The 18,515-nt window shown below is 47.1% G+C and carries 19 protein-coding genes; all 19 read left to right on the top strand.

Translation table 11 applies throughout. The features are described from left to right. The first annotated feature begins 240 nt into the window (after positions 1-240). Positions 241-1,215 (top strand): ABC transporter substrate-binding protein, encoded by a 975-nt coding sequence (locus AC3ARB_RS08250; RefSeq protein WP_488320091.1) that lies wholly within the window; start codon positions 241-243, stop codon positions 1,213-1,215. A 23-nt stretch (positions 1,216-1,238) separates the two neighbouring features. Continuing rightward, positions 1,239-2,180 (top strand): ABC transporter substrate-binding protein, encoded by a 942-nt coding sequence (locus AC3ARB_RS08245; RefSeq protein WP_488320090.1) that lies wholly within the window; start codon positions 1,239-1,241, stop codon positions 2,178-2,180. A gap of 13 nt (positions 2,181-2,193) precedes the next feature. Then, on the top strand, positions 2,194-3,093 hold the full coding sequence (locus tag AC3ARB_RS08240; RefSeq protein ID WP_488320089.1) for an ABC transporter permease: 900 nt from the start codon (positions 2,194-2,196) through the stop codon (positions 3,091-3,093). Further along, positions 3,086-3,868 (top strand): ABC transporter ATP-binding protein, encoded by a 783-nt coding sequence (locus AC3ARB_RS08235; RefSeq protein WP_488320088.1) that lies wholly within the window; start codon positions 3,086-3,088, stop codon positions 3,866-3,868. The genes AC3ARB_RS08240 and AC3ARB_RS08235 overlap by 8 nt, the downstream gene beginning before the upstream one ends. Before the next feature lie 126 nt (positions 3,869-3,994). After that, complete coding sequence (locus AC3ARB_RS08230) at positions 3,995-5,191, top strand: efflux RND transporter periplasmic adaptor subunit (protein ID WP_488320087.1); 1,197 nt, start codon at positions 3,995-3,997, stop codon at positions 5,189-5,191. After that, a complete protein-coding gene (locus AC3ARB_RS08225) occupies positions 5,181-5,876 on the top strand; it encodes an ABC transporter ATP-binding protein (protein WP_488320086.1) in 696 nt (231 codons plus the stop codon). The genes AC3ARB_RS08230 and AC3ARB_RS08225 overlap by 11 nt, the downstream gene beginning before the upstream one ends. 9 nt (positions 5,877-5,885) lie before the next feature. Continuing rightward, positions 5,886-7,124 carry an ABC transporter permease gene (locus tag AC3ARB_RS08220; protein ID WP_488320085.1) on the top strand — a complete coding sequence of 413 codons (1,239 nt, stop codon included), beginning with the start codon at positions 5,886-5,888 and terminating at the stop codon, positions 7,122-7,124. Positions 7,125-7,258: 134 nt separating this feature from the next. Next, positions 7,259-8,731, top strand: coding sequence for an LCP family glycopolymer transferase CpsA (gene cpsA / locus AC3ARB_RS08215; RefSeq protein WP_488320084.1), 1,473 nt, complete (start codon positions 7,259-7,261; stop codon positions 8,729-8,731). Next, the gene (gene cps4B, locus AC3ARB_RS08210; protein ID WP_488320083.1) at positions 8,732-9,463 is read left to right on the top strand and encodes a capsular polysaccharide biosynthesis protein Cps4B; all 732 of its coding nucleotides are present in this window, start codon (positions 8,732-8,734) and stop codon (positions 9,461-9,463) included. 8 nt (positions 9,464-9,471) lie between these two features. Further along, positions 9,472-10,161 (top strand): Wzz/FepE/Etk N-terminal domain-containing protein, encoded by a 690-nt coding sequence (locus tag AC3ARB_RS08205; protein WP_488320079.1) that lies wholly within the window; start codon positions 9,472-9,474, stop codon positions 10,159-10,161. Positions 10,162-10,169: 8 nt separating this feature from the next. Next, positions 10,170-10,901: a tyrosine-protein kinase gene (locus AC3ARB_RS08200; protein ID WP_488320078.1), complete on the top strand. Its 732-nt coding sequence runs from the start codon at positions 10,170-10,172 to the stop codon at positions 10,899-10,901. 90 nt (positions 10,902-10,991) lie between these two features. Beyond that, positions 10,992-11,621 carry a glycosyltransferase family 2 protein gene (locus AC3ARB_RS08195; RefSeq protein ID WP_488320082.1) on the top strand — a complete coding sequence of 210 codons (630 nt, stop codon included), beginning with the start codon at positions 10,992-10,994 and terminating at the stop codon, positions 11,619-11,621. A 169-nt stretch (positions 11,622-11,790) separates the two neighbouring features. After that, a complete protein-coding gene (locus AC3ARB_RS08190; RefSeq protein WP_488320081.1) occupies positions 11,791-12,090 on the top strand; it encodes a hypothetical protein in 300 nt (99 codons plus the stop codon). 93 nt (positions 12,091-12,183) lie between these two features. After that, positions 12,184-13,200 (top strand): UDP-glucose 4-epimerase GalE, encoded by a 1,017-nt coding sequence (galE, locus tag AC3ARB_RS08185; protein WP_488320080.1) that lies wholly within the window; start codon positions 12,184-12,186, stop codon positions 13,198-13,200. Between the two features lie 131 nt (positions 13,201-13,331). Next, complete coding sequence (locus AC3ARB_RS08180; RefSeq protein ID WP_488320079.1) at positions 13,332-14,021, top strand: Wzz/FepE/Etk N-terminal domain-containing protein; 690 nt, start codon at positions 13,332-13,334, stop codon at positions 14,019-14,021. Positions 14,022-14,029: 8 nt separating this feature from the next. Continuing rightward, on the top strand, positions 14,030-14,761 hold the full coding sequence (locus AC3ARB_RS08175) for a tyrosine-protein kinase (RefSeq protein ID WP_488320078.1): 732 nt from the start codon (positions 14,030-14,032) through the stop codon (positions 14,759-14,761). A gap of 90 nt (positions 14,762-14,851) precedes the next feature. After that, entirely contained in the window at positions 14,852-15,787 is a 936-nt protein-coding gene (locus tag AC3ARB_RS08170) for a glycosyltransferase family 2 protein (RefSeq protein WP_488320077.1), read from the top strand. A gap of 324 nt (positions 15,788-16,111) precedes the next feature. Further along, positions 16,112-17,905, top strand: a complete 1,794-nt coding sequence (locus tag AC3ARB_RS08165) for a polysaccharide biosynthesis protein (RefSeq protein WP_488320076.1) — start codon at positions 16,112-16,114, stop codon at positions 17,903-17,905. A gap of 6 nt (positions 17,906-17,911) precedes the next feature. After that, entirely contained in the window at positions 17,912-18,514 is a 603-nt protein-coding gene (locus AC3ARB_RS08160; RefSeq protein WP_488321551.1) for a sugar transferase, read from the top strand. Position 18,515 lies beyond the last annotated feature (1 nt).

Here is an 18,515-nt window from a genome sequence, read left to right as displayed (position 1 = left end):
GCAGCTTTCTATTATGGCTACTTTAGATAGTGTTTGTCCTTATGCTAAGCATAGGTACAAACACACCAAACAGTTGTTTGTATCTATGGGGAGCCAGGACTTTTGCGTTGTCTGTCCACATAGATGATAAAATCTAAGTGGACACACCAGCCTTGTCGTTTTTTAGGCAATCCTTTTGGGAAACCACTTAGAGTTTATCTAGGTGGTTTTCTTGTTTTTTACATCAAAAAGGAGTTGTTTATGTTTACTAAGTTTTCTAAAATCGCTAAATTGACCAAGTTTGTCACTGTTACTAGCCTAGCTGCCCTGAGCCTGGCTGCTTGTGGTCAGACTGCCAAGGATGAGACGGTTGAGCTGGGCATTATCCAGTTTGCGGAGCACCCAGCCCTGGATGCGGCTCGTGAGGGCTTCTTGGAAGGTCTGGCTGAAGGTGGCTTTGTGGAGGGGGACAACCTGACCGTCACTCTTGAAAATGCCCAGGCTGACCAGAGCAACCTGCAAGCCATGGTGGAGCAGTTGGTGGGCAAAAACGACCTGCACCTGGCCATCGCTACCCCAGCAGCCCAAGGCTTGCTGAATGCAGACGACCAGACCCCTGCCCTCTTTACAGCGGTGACGGACCCTGTGGCTGCTGGTCTGGTGGAGAGTTTGGACAAACCTGGCGGTAACATGACGGGTTCAACCGATGCCCTAGATGTGGCCAAGCAGATTGAGCTCTTGGTCAAACTCTTGCCAGAGGCCAAGACTGTTGGTATCTTCTACACCTCAAGCGAGGTCAACTCAGAGTCTCAGGCCAAGGCGGCTCGGGCAGCCTTGGAGGCCAAGGGCATCACCGTGGTTGAAAAAACGGTGACCAGCAGTAACGACGTCCAGCAGGCCATGACCAGCCTGGCTAGCCAGGTGGATGCGGTTTTCCTGCCGACGGATAACACGGTGGCCTCAACCATCGCTACTATTGGTGATGTGTTGAAGGAAGCCAAGGTGCCAGCCCTGGGCAGCGACGAGGCTGTTTTGGACGGGGTGCTCTTCACCTCTGGTGTGGACTTTAAGGCGGTTGGGAAACAGGCCGGCCAATTGGCTGTGAAAATTCTCAAGGGGGAAAAACCAGCTGACCTGGCTGTTGCCAGCCCAGAAAGCACCAGCATTGCCGTCAACGAAGACATGGCCAAGCTCTTGGGGATTGACCCTGAGACCATCAAGGCCCTAGAGGAATAAGAAATAGAAATTGAGGAAATAGAATGAAAGATTTGGTTAAGTATGTGGGTGTCGGTTTAGCAGCTTTGCTATTGGCAGCCTGCCAACAAACAGACAAGAAGGGGGCGGAAGAAGTCAAGGTGGGCATCCTCCAGTATGTGGAGCACGAGTCCTTAACGGCGGCCCGCAAGGGCTTTGAGGCGGAACTGGAGGCGGCGGGCTACCAGGTGACCTGGGACTACCAAAATGCCCAGGCCGACCAGGCCCAGCTCCAAACCCTGTCAGAAAGTTTGGTTGGGGACAATGACCTGGTTTTGGCCATCGCCACCCCAGCAGCCCAGGCCCTGGCCACGGCAACGGAGGACACGCCTGTCCTCTTTACGGCGGTGACGGACCCAGTTGCAGCAGGCTTGGTGGCTGATTTGGCTCAGCCTGACGGCCTTTTGACAGGGACCAGCGACCAGTCGCCTATTGACAAGCAGGTGGCTTTAATCGGTCAAGCCCTGCCGGAAGCTAAGACGGTCGGTATCCTCTACACCACCAGCGAAACCAATTCGGAAATTCAGGTGAAAGAGGCGCAAAAAGCCTTGGATGCCGCAGGCTATAAGGTGGTGGTATCTGGCATTTCCTCCAGCAATGAGGTTCAGGATGCCACCAGCAAACTCATGGGTCAGGTGGATGTGGTCTTTGTACCAACGGACAACACCATCGCCTCAACCATGGCCTTGGTGGGTGAGCTGTCCGTGGAGAAACAAGTCCCTGTTATCGGTGGTTCGACCGATATGGTGGATGTGGGCGGTCTCTTGACCTACGGAACCGACTACAAGGCTCTGGGTGCCCAGACGGCCCGTCAGGCGGTCAAGCTCCTGTCTGGTAAAGAACCAGCCGAGGTAGCGGTGGAATTGCCCCAGGATTTGACCCTCCATATCAACCAGGACATGGCTAAAAAACTTGGCCTGGACCTGTCAACACTCTCAGTAGATTAGAAAGAAGAACACGATGTCATTGATTTTTTCAAGCATTTCCCAAGGCCTGCTCTGGTCGGTCATGGTGATTGGGGTCTATTTGACCTTTCGGATTTTGGATGTGGCGGATTTGACGGCCGAGGGCAGTTACCCCTTGGGTGGTGCCATCGCCGCCATCGCTATCGTGCAGGGGGTTAACCCCATCCTAGCCACCCTCTTGGCTTTTGGGGGAGGTGCCCTGGCTGGTCTGGTGGCTGGTCTCCTTCACACCAAGATGAAAATTCCTAGCCTCTTGACTGGGATTGTGGTCATGACGGCCCTCTACTCGGTCAACCTCAAGGTTTTGGGCAAGGCCAACCTGGCCCTGCTCAAGCAGGAAACCCTCCTGACCCAGTTGCGGGGCTTGGGCCTGGACAAGACCACGGCAGCCGTGGTCGTCGGTTTAGTGGTTCTGGCCCTGGTTTTGGGCCTCTTGACCCTCTTGCTCTACACTGAGCTTGGCCTGGCCCTCCGCTCGACTGGGGACAACATTCCCATGAGTGCGGCCAACGGGATTGACACCGATGCCATGAAAATCCTGGGCTACGCCCTCTCCAACGGTCTGGTGGCCCTCTGCGGAGCACTTTTGGCTCAAAATAATGGCTACGCGGACATCAATTCTGGGGTGGGCACCATTGTTATCGGCCTGGCCTCCATCATCATCGCAGAGGTGCTGGTGCGTGATTTGACCATCGGTTGGCGACTGGTGACCATCGTTCTGGGGTCTGTCATCTACCGTTTGATTTTGCTGGTCATCTTGTCCCTGCCCTTTGTCGATGCGGACATGGTCAAATTCTTCTCGGCCGGCCTTTTGGCTCTGGTGCTCTATGTGCCAGAAATCCAGGGCAAACTGGCCATCCGAAAACCCAAGTTAGGAGGAGAACATCATGCGTAAACTCTTGGAATTAAGCAACCTACACAAGACCTTTGAAGCAGGTACCATCAATGAAAACCATGTTCTCCGTGGCCTGAGCCTGACCGTCAATGAGGGGGATTTTATCTCTGTTATCGGTGGTAACGGGGCTGGTAAATCAACCTTCATGAACTGTCTGGCGGGAACGCTGCTGGTTGATGAGGGGGAAATTCTCCTAGAAGGTCAGTCCATCAAGGACCTGCCGACGGCCAAACGGGCCAAGGACATCAGCCGGGTCTTTCAAGACCCTCGCATGGGGACGGCTTCCCGTTTGACCATTGAGGAGAACCTGGCCATCGCCCACAAGCGTGGGGAGAGCCGTGGCCTTTCCTGGGGTGTCAAGGCTAAGCAGCGTCAGCTATTTACCAAAGCCTTGGAAGAACTGGGCCTAGGGCTGGAGGACCGCCTCAAGGTGGCGACGGAGTTTCTGTCAGGCGGCCAACGCCAGGCCCTAACCCTGGTTATGGCGGCCTTGGTCAAGCCCAAGCTCTTGCTCTTGGACGAGCACACGGCGGCCCTGGACCCTAAGACCAGCGATTTGGTCATGCAGTTGACTCAGAAAATCGTGACCAGTCACCAGTTGACTGCTCTCATGATTACCCACAACATGGAGCACGCTATCCAGTACGGCAACCGCCTGATCATGCTGGATGAAGGGCGTGTGGTGGTTGACATCTCAGGCGAGGAAAAAGCTCGGCTGACGGTGCCAGACCTGCTCCAGCTTTTTCATCAATCCAGCGGCCATCACCTGGCCTAATCGCAACTTGAAGCCTCGTGCTTCAAGTTTTTTTGTGAAATGATCAAAAGTGCTAGTTTTTGCTTGACAGGATTTTTGTGTTAGATTATAATTGTCTTAAAAAAACGATACAAAAGGAGAATAAGCATGTCAAAACAAGGTAAAAAGAAATTGTCTAAAAAAGTGATTGGGTTTGCAGGTGGCGGATTAGCTGTTCTGTTATTGGGGGGATACTTGGTCTTTGGCCGAGGGGGGCGTTCTCCTGAGGACATGGGGATGGCCTATCAGGTGACACCTGTCACCGAGGGATCTATTGCTTCCTCAACACTTTTGACAGGAACCGTCAAAGCCTTGAGTGAGCAAAAGGTGTATTACGATAGTGCCAAGGGTGAAGTGGCAACCTTTCATGTTAATGTTGGGGATAAGGTTAAAGTTGGACAAGCCTTAATTCAGTATTCGACGAAAAATGCCCAAGCTACCTATGATCAAGCGGTGCGTGCACGGGACAAGGTTGGCCGTCAGATTTACGAATTGAGAACCTATGGTCTGCCTGCAACGGAAACAGTGAGTGAAGATGGTTCGGTCACTAGCAATGCGGCCGAGGTGCAACGGTCGGCAAACAACCAATTGGCCGACCTTAACGATGCCTATGCCAGTGCCCAACAGGATGTGGATAAGGCTCAAGAAGCTCTGGATCAGCTCCTGATTTTGAGTACTGTTGAGGGGACCGTTGTTGAAGTGACCAAATCCCTTGACCCTTCTAAGACCACAAGCCAAGTGGTGGTTCACATTGTCAGTGAAGGTCAGCTTCAGGTTGAGGGAGGCTTGACGGAGTACGATTTGGCCAATATGACGGTTAATCAAGAGGTCAAATTGACCTCCAAGGTTTTCCCAGACAAGTCCTGGCCAGGTAAGATTTCGTACATTTCCAACTACCCGTCAGAAGCAGGCTCTAGTACAGGTGGTTCAGGCTCTAGTTCAGGAGCGAATTATCCTTTCAAGGTTGATATTACCGGGGATATAGCTGGTCTTCGTCAAGGCTTTAAGGTTAATATCGAGGTCATCAATAAATCTGTTAGCAAGCTGGTGCCAACATCAGCCTTGGTCCAAGAAGGTGACAAATCTTATGTCTGGGTTTATGACAAGGACAAGATGACCCTGGACAAGGTTGAAGTGACGGTTGGTCGAGCTGATGCTATTAACCAAGAGGTGACTTCTGGTCTTGAGACCAACCAATCGGTGATTAGCAACCCAGGATTTGATTTCAAGGACGGTCAAAAATTGAAACCAGAAGAAGTTGTGGACGCGGCAGACATGCCAGGGGAGGTGCCTAGTGACAAGTGATGACAAATTGATTCGCCTGGAAGCCATCACCAAGTCCTACCGCAATGGTGACGAGGACTTGCAGGTTTTGAAAGGCATTGACTTGACTGTTGATAAGGGTGAATTTTTGGCTATCATGGGTCCGTCTGGGTCTGGTAAGTCAACCCTGATGAACATCATTGGCCTCTTGGACCGTTCGACAAGTGGTGACTACCAGCTCAACGGCACCCAGGTAGAAGACCTGTCTGAGAAGGAGCTGTCCCACTTCCGTAACCAGGAAATCGGTTTTGTCTTCCAGCAGTTTTTCCTCCTGGCCAAGCTGGATGCCTTGCAAAATGTGGAGTTACCCCTGATTTATGCTGGGGTACCAGCTGCTAAACGTCAGGAGCTGGCTGCAACTTTTCTGGAAAAGGTCGAGTTGGGCCAACGGATGAAGCATTTACCGTCAGAATTGTCCGGAGGACAGAAACAACGGGTGGCTATCGCGAGGGCTCTGGTCAATAATCCGTCGATCATCTTAGCGGACGAGCCAACAGGGGCTTTGGACACCAAAACGGGTGAGCAAATCATGGCCCTGCTCAAGGCCTTGAACGACGAGGGTAAGACCATTGTCATGGTTACCCACGAGCCTGAGATTGCGGCCCACGCCAAGCGGGTCATCGTCCTTCGGGACGGTGAAATCACCGAAGATAGACGAAATCGTTAAGGAGGGACTATGGAAAATTGGAAATTTGCCATTAGCTCCATCATGGGGCATAAGTTGCGGTCCTTTCTGACCATGCTGGGCATCATCATCGGGGTTGCTTCGGTGGTGGTTATCATGGCCTTGGGGGACGGGATTAAACAATCGTTCACGAAAGCTATGTCCAAGGAACGCCAGTACATCAATCTGTTTTATGAGAGCGAGCCTGAAGAAGACGCAGGTGAGGCATTCGGAGCATTTTTTGGTGGGGGCTACAAGGCTGAGGCCCCTAGTCCAGATGAAAATTGGCTGAAGGAAGTTATCACTCGTGTTGATGGTGCAGATAACTACTATCTGACTAACAACACAACTGCGGCAGTAGAATTTAGGAATAAGAAAGCAGATAGCGTTAACATTACAGGGATTAGTGAGACCTATTTTGATGTTAGAAACTACGATATTCTAGCTGGTCGCCGATTCACCAAAGAGGATTATCGTCAGTTTGCTCGGATTATCATGTTGGATACTCAGCTGGCCGTTAAACTTTTTGGCTCTAATGAAGAGGCTCTCAATAAGGTGGTCTCGGTCGGTGAAAAGACCTATCGTGTTGTTGGTGTCTATAAGGATCCCAACGCAGGGACAGCCATGTATGGGATGGCTTCTGATGGCAATGCTATCATGGTGCTCAACCAAGTTGTTGCGGAATTTGGGATTCCTGAAAATGCACAGAGCATTATCATCTATGCCTCAGACCCCCTACGGGTAGATGAGATTGGTCACGAGGCTGCTCTAACCTTGACCCAAGTGGCTGGTCTGAGAGAAGGGCGTTACTCGATTTTTGATATGAGTAACTATATGGCCGAGCTGAACGCTGAAATTGCTATGGTGACGATTGTTATCGGCTCCATCGCTGGGATTTCCCTCTTGGTTGGTGGCATCGGGGTCATGAACATCATGTTGGTGTCTGTTACCGAGCGAACCCGTGAAATCGGTCTCCGGAAGGCTCTGGGGGCCACCCGTGGCAAGATTCTAACTCAGTTCTTGATTGAGGCTGTTGTGCTGACTGTGCTGGGAGGTGGGATTGGCTTGAGTTTGGCTTACGGGTTGACCACGCTCATCGGTCAGATAAATCCTAAATTGACTTTCAGTATTTCCTGGACGGCGTCGCTAGGAAGTTTGCTCTTCTCAGCTTTCATTGGTATTCTTTTCGGCCTCTTGCCAGCCAACCGTGCCAGCAAGCTGGATCCGATCGAAGCCCTGAGATACGAGTGATCCTTGAAACAGGTGGTAAGCCACCTGTTTTTTCTCTGCCTTATCAAACAATCTAGGGTGTTTCTTATTGAAAAACGTCACAAAAAGGAGTATAATGTAGGAGATTAACAAGTTGGAAGGTCAGCAGGAATAAGATGAAAAAACGTGCAGCAAGAAAGCCGTCAAGTGGGCGTCGTCAGGAAAAATTAAGCGTGATTAGCTTGCTGTTTTTGGTGTTCTACACGGCACTTGCGACCTATTTTGGCTACTTGGTGATGACACATCACCTGTTTGATACCCAAAAGACGGCCGTTCTCTTGCTTGGCGGTTTGGTAGGCTTTTTCCTTTTAAGCCTCTTCTTGTGGTTGCTGAAAAAAGCAACAGTGTTTACCCAAATTTTCCTGTTTCTAGCCAGTCTCTGCTTGCTTGGCGGGATTTTTGTTGGTCGCTCGGCCATTAACCTTGCCAATCAGTTTAACCAAACCACTAAAATTGCTCAGACCAACCTGGCGGTGGCGGTTAGTAAAGACAGTCCATTGACGGACCTATCGGGAGTTACCAGTCTCTTGGGGGCAGCCAATGATCAGGCTGGTTTGTCTGATTTGCTGGCGCAGTTGCAGGAGGCTCAGTTGCCTAGTCCAGCAACAGAAATGGTGTCCTCTTACCAAGTGGCTTACGAGCAAATCTTGGCAGATGGTCAAAAGGCCATGGTGCTTAATGACGCTTATGTGCCTTTGTTGGAAGCTATTGATGACCAATTTGCCGATAAGATTAAAGTGATTTACACAACCAAGGTTGAAAAGGCTGTTGAACGAGCACCCAAAGCTGAGGATGTCAAGGAGACAGCTGACAGTTTCAACATTTACATCAGCGGTATCGATTCTCATGGGTCTATCTCGACGGTTTCACGGTCGGATGTCAACATCATCATGACGGTCAATCGTCGGACAAAGAAGATTTTGCTGACAACAACACCGCGTGATGCCTATGTGCCGATTGCAGGTGGCGGGGCAGGTCAACCGGATAAACTGACTCATGCTGGTATCTATGGGGTTGATGCTTCGATTGGCACTTTGGAAAACCTTTATGGGATTAAATTAGATTATTATGCCCGCTTGAATTTTACTTCATTTATTAATTTGATTGATTTAGTTGGTGGGATTGAAGTGGTGAATGACCAAGAATTTACCAGTCTGTACGGTGGATATCATTTCCCTGTCGGTACCGTTAGTCTTAATTCTGATCAGGCTCTGGGCTTTGTTCGCGAGCGATACAGCTTGCAGGATGGGGATTATGACCGTGGGAAAAACCAGCAAAAAGTTATCGCTGCCTTGATTGATAAGCTGGCTTCGGTCAATTCCTTGAGCAGTTACAATGCGTTGATTGATGGCTTGGGGACATCAGTTCAGACTGACATGCCTTTATCAGAGATGTTGGCCCTGGCTAATGGTCAGTTGGCCAGTAAGTCCAAGTATCAGGTGACTTCACAGGCCGTTTCTGGAACGGGTTCAATCGGTCAGTTGCCATCCTATGCGATGCCAGAGGCAGCCCTGTATATGGTGAGCTTGGATCAGGCTAGTTTAGAGGCTGCCAAGCAAGCCATTTATGACACGATGGAGGGAAACTAAGTGATTGATATTCATTCGCACATCATTTTTGCCGTGGATGACGGCCCCAAAACGATTGTGGAGTCTCTGGATTTGTTGCAAATGAGCTATGATCAAGGGGTTCGTCAGATCGTAGCTACCTCGCATCGTCGCAAGGGGATGTTTGAAACGCCTGAAGAAACGATTTTGACTAATTTCTTGGATGTCAAGGAGGCTGCTAAGCGGAAATTCCCTGACCTGAAGCTTCACTATGGTGGCGAGCTCTTTTTCACGCCGGACATTCTAGAGAAATTAGAGCAGGGCAAGGTGCCAACTATGGCTGAGACTCGGTTTGTTTTGGTGGAATTTAGCACAGTGACGCCTTATAAGGACATGCATCAGGCTGTTAACAAGCTGGCGATGTCAGGTCTGACCCCGATTATTGCCCATATCGAACGTTACAATGCCTTGGAATTTGACTTGAAAAAAGTGACAGAGCTCATCAATATGGGAGCTTATATGCAAATCAATAGTTCTAATGTTCTCAAACCGAAGCTTTTTGGTGATTCATACAAGGTATTTAAGAAACGGGCCCGCTTTTTCCTTGAGAATGACCTGGTCCATTGTGTGGCCAGTGACATGCATAACACGGCAGAACGCCAGCCTCAGATGAGCAAGGCCTACGAACGGATTTGTTCAGACTTTGGTCAACAACGGGCAGACGACCTCTTTGTCAACAATGCCCAGCAATTACTAGATAATCATTACTTATAGGAGACCTCATGGACACGACCCAAGTAGTAGAAATCGACTTACTTCAGTTGTTGAAGAAGTTGTGGTATAGAAAATTCCAGATTATTCTGGTGTCATTGTTTTCAGCGTCAGTTGCTCTATCTCTGAGCTTGTTTGTTCTCGACCCGATTTACACCTCGACGACCAAGATTTACGTGGTTAACCAGAAAGCTGGTCAAGAAACGCTGACCGCCCAGGATTTCCAGACAGGAAATTTCTTGGTTAAGGACTACAAGGAAATCATCGTTTCTAAGGATGTTTTGTCCAATGTGATTGCCCGAGAGAAGCTTTCCATGAAAGAAGGAGGTCTTCTTTCTAAGATTTCAGTGTCTATCCCAACGGAGACACGGATTATTTCGATTTCTGTTCGTGATGGTAACCCAGAAGAAGCAGCTCGTTTGGCCAACGCCGTTCGAGAAGTGGCGGCTGAGAAAATCAAGGCCGTCACCAACGTCGAAAAAATCAATACCATAGAAGAAGCTGAGCCTTCAGAACGCCCCTCATCTCCACGTGTTCAACGCAACACCATTTTGGGCTTTTTAGTCGGTGGTTTTTTGGCGGTCGTTAGTGTGCTCTTGGCAGAAGTTTTGGACGATCGTGTTAAACGTCCAGAAGATATCGAAGAAGTTCTCGGCATGACCTTGCTCGGTATTGTGCCAGATATTGACCAACTGAAGTAGGAGGAGTCATGGCTCATTTAGAATTAGTAAGGCATCGTGCCCATGAGGTGAAGAAGACGGAGGAGTATTACAACTCTATTCGGACCAACATCCAGTTCAGCGGTGCAGATATTCGGACTATTGTGCTGACGTCGGTTCAACCTGGTGAGGGTAAGAGTACGACGTCGGTTAACCTAGCGATTTCCTTTGCCCGAGCAGGCTTTACCACCCTTTTGATTGATGCGGACACCCGCAACTCGGTCATGTCAGGGACCTTCAAGGCGACAGGCAAGATCCAAGGGTTGACATCTTACCTATCAGGTAATAGTGAGTTGTTAGAGGTCATCTGTGACACCAATGTTGAGAACCTCTCAGTTATTCCGTCAGGCCAGGTGCCACCCAACCCGACCAGCCTCTTACAGAATGCTCATTTCAACTCACTGTTGGACAATGTCAGAGAGTGGTATGATTTTGTCATTATTGACTCGCCACCGATTGGTTTGGTTATTGACTCGGCTATCATTGCCAAAAAATGTGATGCCTCTATCATCGTTACCGAATCAGGAGTCATCAAACGCCGCTTTGTGGCCAAGGCTAAGGAGCAGATGGAGCAGAGTGGTGCTCAGTTTTTAGGTGTTATCCTTAACAAGGTTGGCAACAGCATTGACAGCTACGGTTCATACGGCTCTTATGGCCAGTATGGGCAATATGGGCAGACCGCTAAACCTAAGAAACGGAAACGAAAACAAAAAAATGATTAAAGAACGAGCGGGAGGACGGTTTTTGAATAACCTAACGTCTAGAAGGCAGATTGCTATTGCAGTTGCTGGCTTGAGAGATGGGAGAGGTCTATGATTTCGATTATTGTTCCCGTTTATAATGTAGAAGCTTATTTGGTTGAATGTTTGGAAAGCCTTTTGGCTCAAACAGGTGTTGAGCTTGAAATTATTTTAGTTGATGACGGTTCAACAGATGGGTCCTTAGCGATTTGCCAAGCTTATGCAGAACGACATAGGAACATCAAACTGATTTCCCAAACAAACCAGGGGCAATCGGTGGCACGAAATGTAGGTTTAGACCATGCCAAAGGTGATTATATTTTTTTCATTGATTCGGATGATTATTTGATTGAAAATCATGCCTTAGCTGATGTCTTAGACGTGTTGGTGGCTGAGCAAGCGGATATCGTCAATATGAGTTATCGTTGGATTTATCCTGATAAGAGCGTTGATAGACCATTTTGTGATGAAGTGATTGATGGCAGGATAGCATTGACCTATCAGTTGACCAATCGGATTTCGGTTACAGTTTGGGCCAAAATGTTTCGGAAGGATATTTTAAAAGGTTACAGATTCCCTGTTGGAAAGATTTCTGAGGACCAGTTGTTTTCTTATCTAAGAACCTGTATTCACAATGTAACCAATGACTTGAACAAGCTCATTTTTGCTCACTCACCGTCAGATACTCTGGTCTACGCTTAGTATTTCTGCAAAAAGCGTCCTCAATTGGGTCAAACTTAGTCCAATCGGTTTAACATTTTTATTGTGGATACAGGTTCTAAGTTTTAAGAATAGCTGTAAAAATGTTATTCTAAATCAGATTTATTATGCTTATCGACGTTGGCATGGTAGCACCACTCATCGTCGGGACATGAGTTTACTAGATGTTTTTGATATTAAGGAGAACATCTACCGACAAGTCAGTGTATTGTATCCTGAAATGGCTAAGTACAGGACTGTCTATTTCGCCGAAACAGCTGTTATTTTGAAAAATCGTGTACAAGCAACCAAGAAGGTCTCTGAAGAATTACGAACAGCTGTTGACCAACAATTTTACACCTACTTCCCCAAATTGCTTTTTGACCCGTATGTTCGGCTTAAGACCAAGATAAATGCCATTTTGACTGCGGTCAATTTATCGAATACAGTTCGTAAACTTCTTCGCAAGTAAGCCTGGCCTTAGTGGAAGTATGCTCCAGTTCTCTGTTAGAGTGGAACTGGTTAATAATCGTGTTACTATTTTTATGATATAAAGGAGACGCATATGTCAACTATTTTAGTGACTGGTGGAACAGGTTATATTGGTTCTCATACCTGTGTGGAACTTTTGGAGGCGGGGCATGAGGTTATCGTCCTAGACAACCTTAGTAACTCTAGTGCCAAGAGTTTGGCTGTTGTTGAAGCCTTGACTGGTAAAAGGGTGACCTTCTATGAAGGGGATATTCGCAACCAGACTTGTTTGGAAGGGATTTTTGAAACCCATGAGATTGATGGTGTTATCCATTTTGCTGGTTTGAAGGCAGTTGGTGAATCCTCACAGATTCCTCTTCATTACTACGACAATAACATTTCAGGAACGGTTAATCTGCTCAAGGTGATGGCGGCCTACAACTGCAAAAACATCATCTTTAGCTCATCTGCGACGGTTTATGGTGATCCAGTAACAGTACCGATTACAGAAGACTTTGCCCTGTCGGCTACCAACCCTTACGGTCGGACCAAGTTGATGTTAGAAGAGGTCATGACTGATCTTTACAAATCTGACAAGGACTGGAATGTGGTTCTGCTCCGCTATTTCAACCCAATCGGTGCTCACGAGTCAGGGGAGTTAGGGGAAAACCCAAGGGGTATCCCAAACAACCTTTTGCCCTATGTCACTCAGGTGGCTGTCGGTAAGTTGCAGGAGTTGAGTGTTTTTGGGGATGACTATGATACGGTTGATGGAACGGGTGTCCGTGACTATATCCATGTGGTTGACTTGGCTAAGGGCCATGTGGCTGCCCTCAAGCGTTTAGCGCCAGGGACTGGTTTGTCGGTCTATAACCTGGGAACTGGTACGGGCTACTCAGTGCTAGAAATTGTGGCCGAGATGTCTAAAACGGTCGGTCGTCCTATTCCTTACAAGATTGTCCCGCGTCGTCCGGGGGACATCGCGGCTTGCTATGCTCGTGTTGACAAGGCTAAGGCAGAGCTCGGTTGGGAGGCTAGTTTCGGCATCGAACGCATGTGCCAAGACGCTTGGCGTTGGCAGAGCCAACACCCGAACGGTTTTGATGATTAAGCTCAAGAAACAAGGAAAAGAATGCTTTCATAAGGCATTCTTTTGCTATATCTAAGGGAATTGTGATATAATGGACTAGGATAATGGCTTCTTTTAGCCATTTGCTATTATTTTGACTTATAGGAGACCTCATGGACACGACCCAAGTAGTAGAAATCGACTTACTTCAGTTGTTGAAGAAGTTGTGGTATAGAAAATTCCAGATTATTCTGGTGTCATTGTTTTCAGCGTCAGTTGCTCTATCTCTGAGCTTGTTTGTTCTCGACCCGATTTACACCTCGACGACCAAGATTTACGTGGTTAACCAGAAAGCTGGTCAAGAAACGCTGACCGCCCAGGATTTCCAGACAGGAAATTTCTTGGTTAAGGACTACAAGGAAATCATCGTTTCTAAGGATGTTTTGTCCAATGTGATTGCCCGAGAGAAGCTTTCCATGAAAGAAGGAGGTCTTCTTTCTAAGATTTCAGTGTCTATCCCAACGGAGACACGGATTATTTCGATTTCTGTTCGTGATGGTAACCCAGAAGAAGCAGCTCGTTTGGCCAACGCCGTTCGAGAAGTGGCGGCTGAGAAAATCAAGGCCGTCACCAACGTCGAAAAAATCAATACCATAGAAGAAGCTGAGCCTTCAGAACGCCCCTCATCTCCACGTGTTCAACGCAACACCATTTTGGGCTTTTTAGTCGGTGGTTTTTTGGCGGTCGTTAGTGTGCTCTTGGCAGAAGTTTTGGACGATCGTGTTAAACGTCCAGAAGATATCGAAGAAGTTCTCGGCATGACCTTGCTCGGTATTGTGCCAGATATTGACCAACTGAAGTAGGAGGAGTCATGGCTCATTTAGAATTAGTAAGGCATCGTGCCCATGAGGTGAAGAAGACGGAGGAGTATTACAACTCTATTCGGACCAACATCCAGTTCAGCGGTGCAGATATTCGGACTATTGTGCTGACGTCGGTTCAACCTGGTGAGGGTAAGAGTACGACGTCGGTTAACCTAGCGATTTCCTTTGCCCGAGCAGGCTTTACCACCCTTTTGATTGATGCGGACACCCGCAACTCGGTCATGTCAGGGACCTTCAAGGCGACAGGCAAGATCCAAGGGTTGACATCTTACCTATCAGGTAATAGTGAGTTGTTAGAGGTCATCTGTGACACCAATGTTGAGAACCTCTCAGTTATTCCGTCAGGCCAGGTGCCACCCAACCCGACCAGCCTCTTACAGAATGCTCATTTCAACTCACTGTTGGACAATGTCAGAGAGTGGTATGATTTTGTCATTATTGACTCGCCACCGATTGGTTTGGTTATTGACTCGGCTATCATTGCCAAAAAATGTGATGCCTCTATCATCGTTACCGAATCAGGAGTCATCAAACGCCGCTTTGTGGCCAAGGCTAAGGAGCAGATGGAGCAGAGTGGTGCTCAGTTTTTAGGTGTTATCCTTAACAAGGTTGGCAACAGCATTGACAGCTACGGTTCATACGGCTCTTATGGCCAGTATGGGCAATATGGGCAGACCGCTAAACCTAAGAAACGGAAACGAAAACAAAAAAATGATTAAAGAACGAGCGGGAGGACGGTTTTTGAATAACCTAACGTCTAGAAGGCAGATTGCTATTGCAGTTGCTGGCTTGAGAGATGGGAGAGGTCTATGATTTCGATTATTGTTCCCGTTTATAATGTAGAAGCTTATTTGGTTGAATGTTTGGAAAGCCTTTTGGCTCAAACAGGTGTTGAGCTTGAAATTATTTTAGTTGATGACGGTTCAACAGATGGGTCCTTAGCGATTTGCCAAGCTTATGCAGAACGACATAGGAACATCAAACTGATTTCCCAAACAAACCAGGGGCAATCGGTGGCACGAAATGTAGGTTTAGACCATGCCAAAGGTGATTATATTTTTTTCATTGATTCGGATGATTATTTGATTGAAAATCATGCCTTAGCTGATGTCTTAGACGTGTTGGTGGCTGAGCAAGCGGATATCGTCAATATGAGTTATCGTTGGATTTATCCTGATAAGAGCGTTGATAGACCATTTTGTGATGAAGTGATTGATGGCAGGATAGCATTGACCTATCAGTTGACCAATAAGATTCCAGGAATGATTGGTGGCCGTCTTTTCAGAAGAGAAGTGATTGGAGATTCTCGCTTTCCTGTTGGACGGATTGCTGAAGATAGTTTGTTTTCTTATTTGACGACGAAAAGAAGTCGTCAAATGGTTGTCTCAAGTCAAATCTATTATGCCTATCGACGCTGGGATGGAAGCACTACCCATAGATTGAATCATTCCGTATTTGATGTTTTGGAAATGAAAAAAGAGGTATTTGACTTGATTGTTTCAAACTTTCCAGAATTTTCAACATATGAAGTGGCTTATTTGGCACCGGCAGTTATTAACTTGAAGAATCGGATTCAGCTAGCCAGTCAAGTTCCTAGAGACTTGCAAGTAGGGATCGACCGTTATTTTTATACTTACTTTCCTAAGTTATTGTGGGCTCCGCATATTAGATTAAAGACGAAACTTAATGCCATACTAACGGCTGTTAACCTTTCAAATGCGGTAAGACGATTCTTAGGACAATAATGTTTTGCTACAATTTTTATGGGTTGGGAGGCCAAATTTGGCACAGAACGTATGTATCAAGATGCTTAGTATTAGCAGAGCCAACTTCCCAATAGTTTTGACGATTAAGCTTAGGAAAAAGAAAGAGTATACCTTTAAAAGGGGCTTACATTTTCAATAATGAGTTAAGGTATAGAACTTTAAATCGTATTGACATTCAGTTAAAAAAGTAGAACTTGTCACAGACTCCCAAACGAAAACTTCAAATTTCGGGGGGGGGAGGGGGGTAAAAACCGAACATTCTTTTTGAGGGACGGTAAGGGACAATTAAAGGAGAATGAACGAATGAATCGACAGTTTAAAAGAGGAATTTTGATGGTTTTAGATGCCGTTATGATTTTACTTTCCCTCTTATTTAGTGCCTTGTTTATGAAGGATTTGGCTTCTAATCTGTCAAGCTATTTTCCCATATCGGTGGGCATTGTTTTGGTGAGTTACCTTGTGATTGCAAATTATTTGCGTGTCTTTTCGATTATAACTCGCTTTACGAGTCATAAGAATGTTTTTAGTATTGCTTTAGCGGTACTGCTATCCTGTGGTTTATTGGGGATTGTTCTCAGCCTTACTCAGGAGCAATGGAGTCAACGTTTTCTATTTCTTTCAGCGGTATTTTCCATCATTCTGATTGTAACACCTCGTCTGATTTGGCGACTGATTAAGGAGCCTTCTGGGGGCAAGCGTCGCGAACAGGGACGTAAGCGAACCCTCGTTGCAGGAGCAGGTAAGGGGGGACAACTGTTTATTAGAACGGTTGAGTCATCATCGACAGATATTGAAGTTATCGGAATTATTGATGGTGATGTCAATAAGCACGGTACCTATCTTGAAGGGAAAAGGGTTCTTGGTAGTCGCCATGACCTGCCTCGTCTGGTAAATGAATTAGAGATTGATCAAGTTACCATTGCTATCCCGTCCTTATCCAAGGAGGAACGTGAAAAATTGATTGACCTCTGTAACGAAGTCGGGGTTGAAGTCAATACCATGCCAGCAGTTGAGGATGTGATTTCAGGCAAGCTATCTGTTGCGACCCTGAAAAAAGTAGAGATTGCGGACCTCTTGGGGCGTTCAGAAGTTATTCTTAATCAGGATGACCTGGGTACTTATTTTGCAGAGAAAACTGTTTTGGTAACAGGTGCTGGCGGTTCAATCGGTTCAGAAATTTGTCGTCAAGTTTCCTTGTTTTCTCCCAAACGTTTGCTGCTCTTGGGACATGGTGAAAACTCGATTTACCAAATTCATCGTGAACTGACAGGCAAGTATCAGGGCCAGATAGAAATTATTCCAGTTATTGCTGATATCCAGGACAGAGACCTCATTTTTGAGGTGATGGCAACCTATCAGCCCGATATTGTTTACCACGCAGCAGCCCATAAACATGTGCCTCTGATGGAATACAACCCACGCGAGGCGGTTAAAAATAATATTTTTGGCACCAAAAATGTGGCTGAAGCCGCCAAAGCTGCCAAGGTGGCTAAATTTGTCATGGTTTCCACTGATAAGGCTGTTAACCCGCCTAATGTCATGGGGGCTACCAAACGGGTTGCTGAAATGGTTGTGGCCAATCTCAACAGCGAGAATGGTACGCAATTTTCAGCGGTACGGTTTGGTAATGTCTTGGGCAGTCGAGGCAGTGTTGTGCCCCTCTTTGAGGAGCAGATTGCCAAAGGTGGGCCAGTAACAGTGACCGATTTCCGAATGACCCGCTATTTTATGACCATTCCAGAAGCTAGTCGCTTGGTTATCCAGTCAGGTTATCTGGCTAAAGGTGGTGAAATCTTTGTCTTGGATATGGGTGAACCAGTCTTGATTAGAGATTTGGCCAAGAAGGTCATCAAGTTGAGTGGTCATCGGATTGAAGACATTGGAATTGTTGAGACAGGTATTCGACCAGGTGAAAAGTTGTACGAAGAGTTGCTGACAGGAGACGAATTGGTTGGTGAACAAGTTCATCATAAGATTTTTGTTGGCAAAGTCCAGAACAAGGAGAAGGCTGTGGTTGAAGCCTACATTAGCAGCCTCTTGTCCTTATCGACAGAGGAGTTAAAAGAAAGCTTGATTGCTTTTGCAAAACAGGGGTAAGAAATGATATATGTTATGTTGAAACGGTTGGTTGATTTTTTAGTAGCCGCAGTTGCCATTCTTGTTTTTAGTCCGATTTTAGTCGCTATTGCGGTATGGATTAAGCTGGATTCAAAAGGTCCAGTCATCTTTAAGCAAAAACGTGTCGGTCGCCATAAGGAACACTTTAACATTTATAAGTTTCGGACCATGTATACGGATGCACCAGCCGATATGCCGACCCACTTGGTGGCTGACCCCTCGGCGATGATTACCAAGGCAGGAGCTTTTTTAAGGAAAACCAGTTTGGACGAGTTGCCACAGCTTTTTAATATCCTTAAAGGAGAAATGGCCATCGTCGGTCCTCGTCCAGCTCTTTGGAATCAGTACGATTTGATTGCTGAGCGAGACAAGTACGGTGCCAATGCCATCCGTCCAGGTTTGACGGGTTGGGCTCAGATTAACGGCCGTGACGAATTAGAAATTGACGTCAAAGCCAAACTAGATGGGTACTACGTCCAAAACATGAGCTTAGCTCTCGATATCAAGTGTTTTTTAGGGACATTTTTAAGTGTCTTTAGAAGCGAAGGTGTTGTTGAGGGTGGAACAGGCCAAGGGAAAAGGAGTTGAT

The sequence above is a fragment of the Streptococcus sp. ZY171113 genome (genome assembly GCF_057748235.1).
Note: the sequence above shows the minus strand (reverse complement) of the source record. Positions and strands in the feature narration are given on the sequence as shown.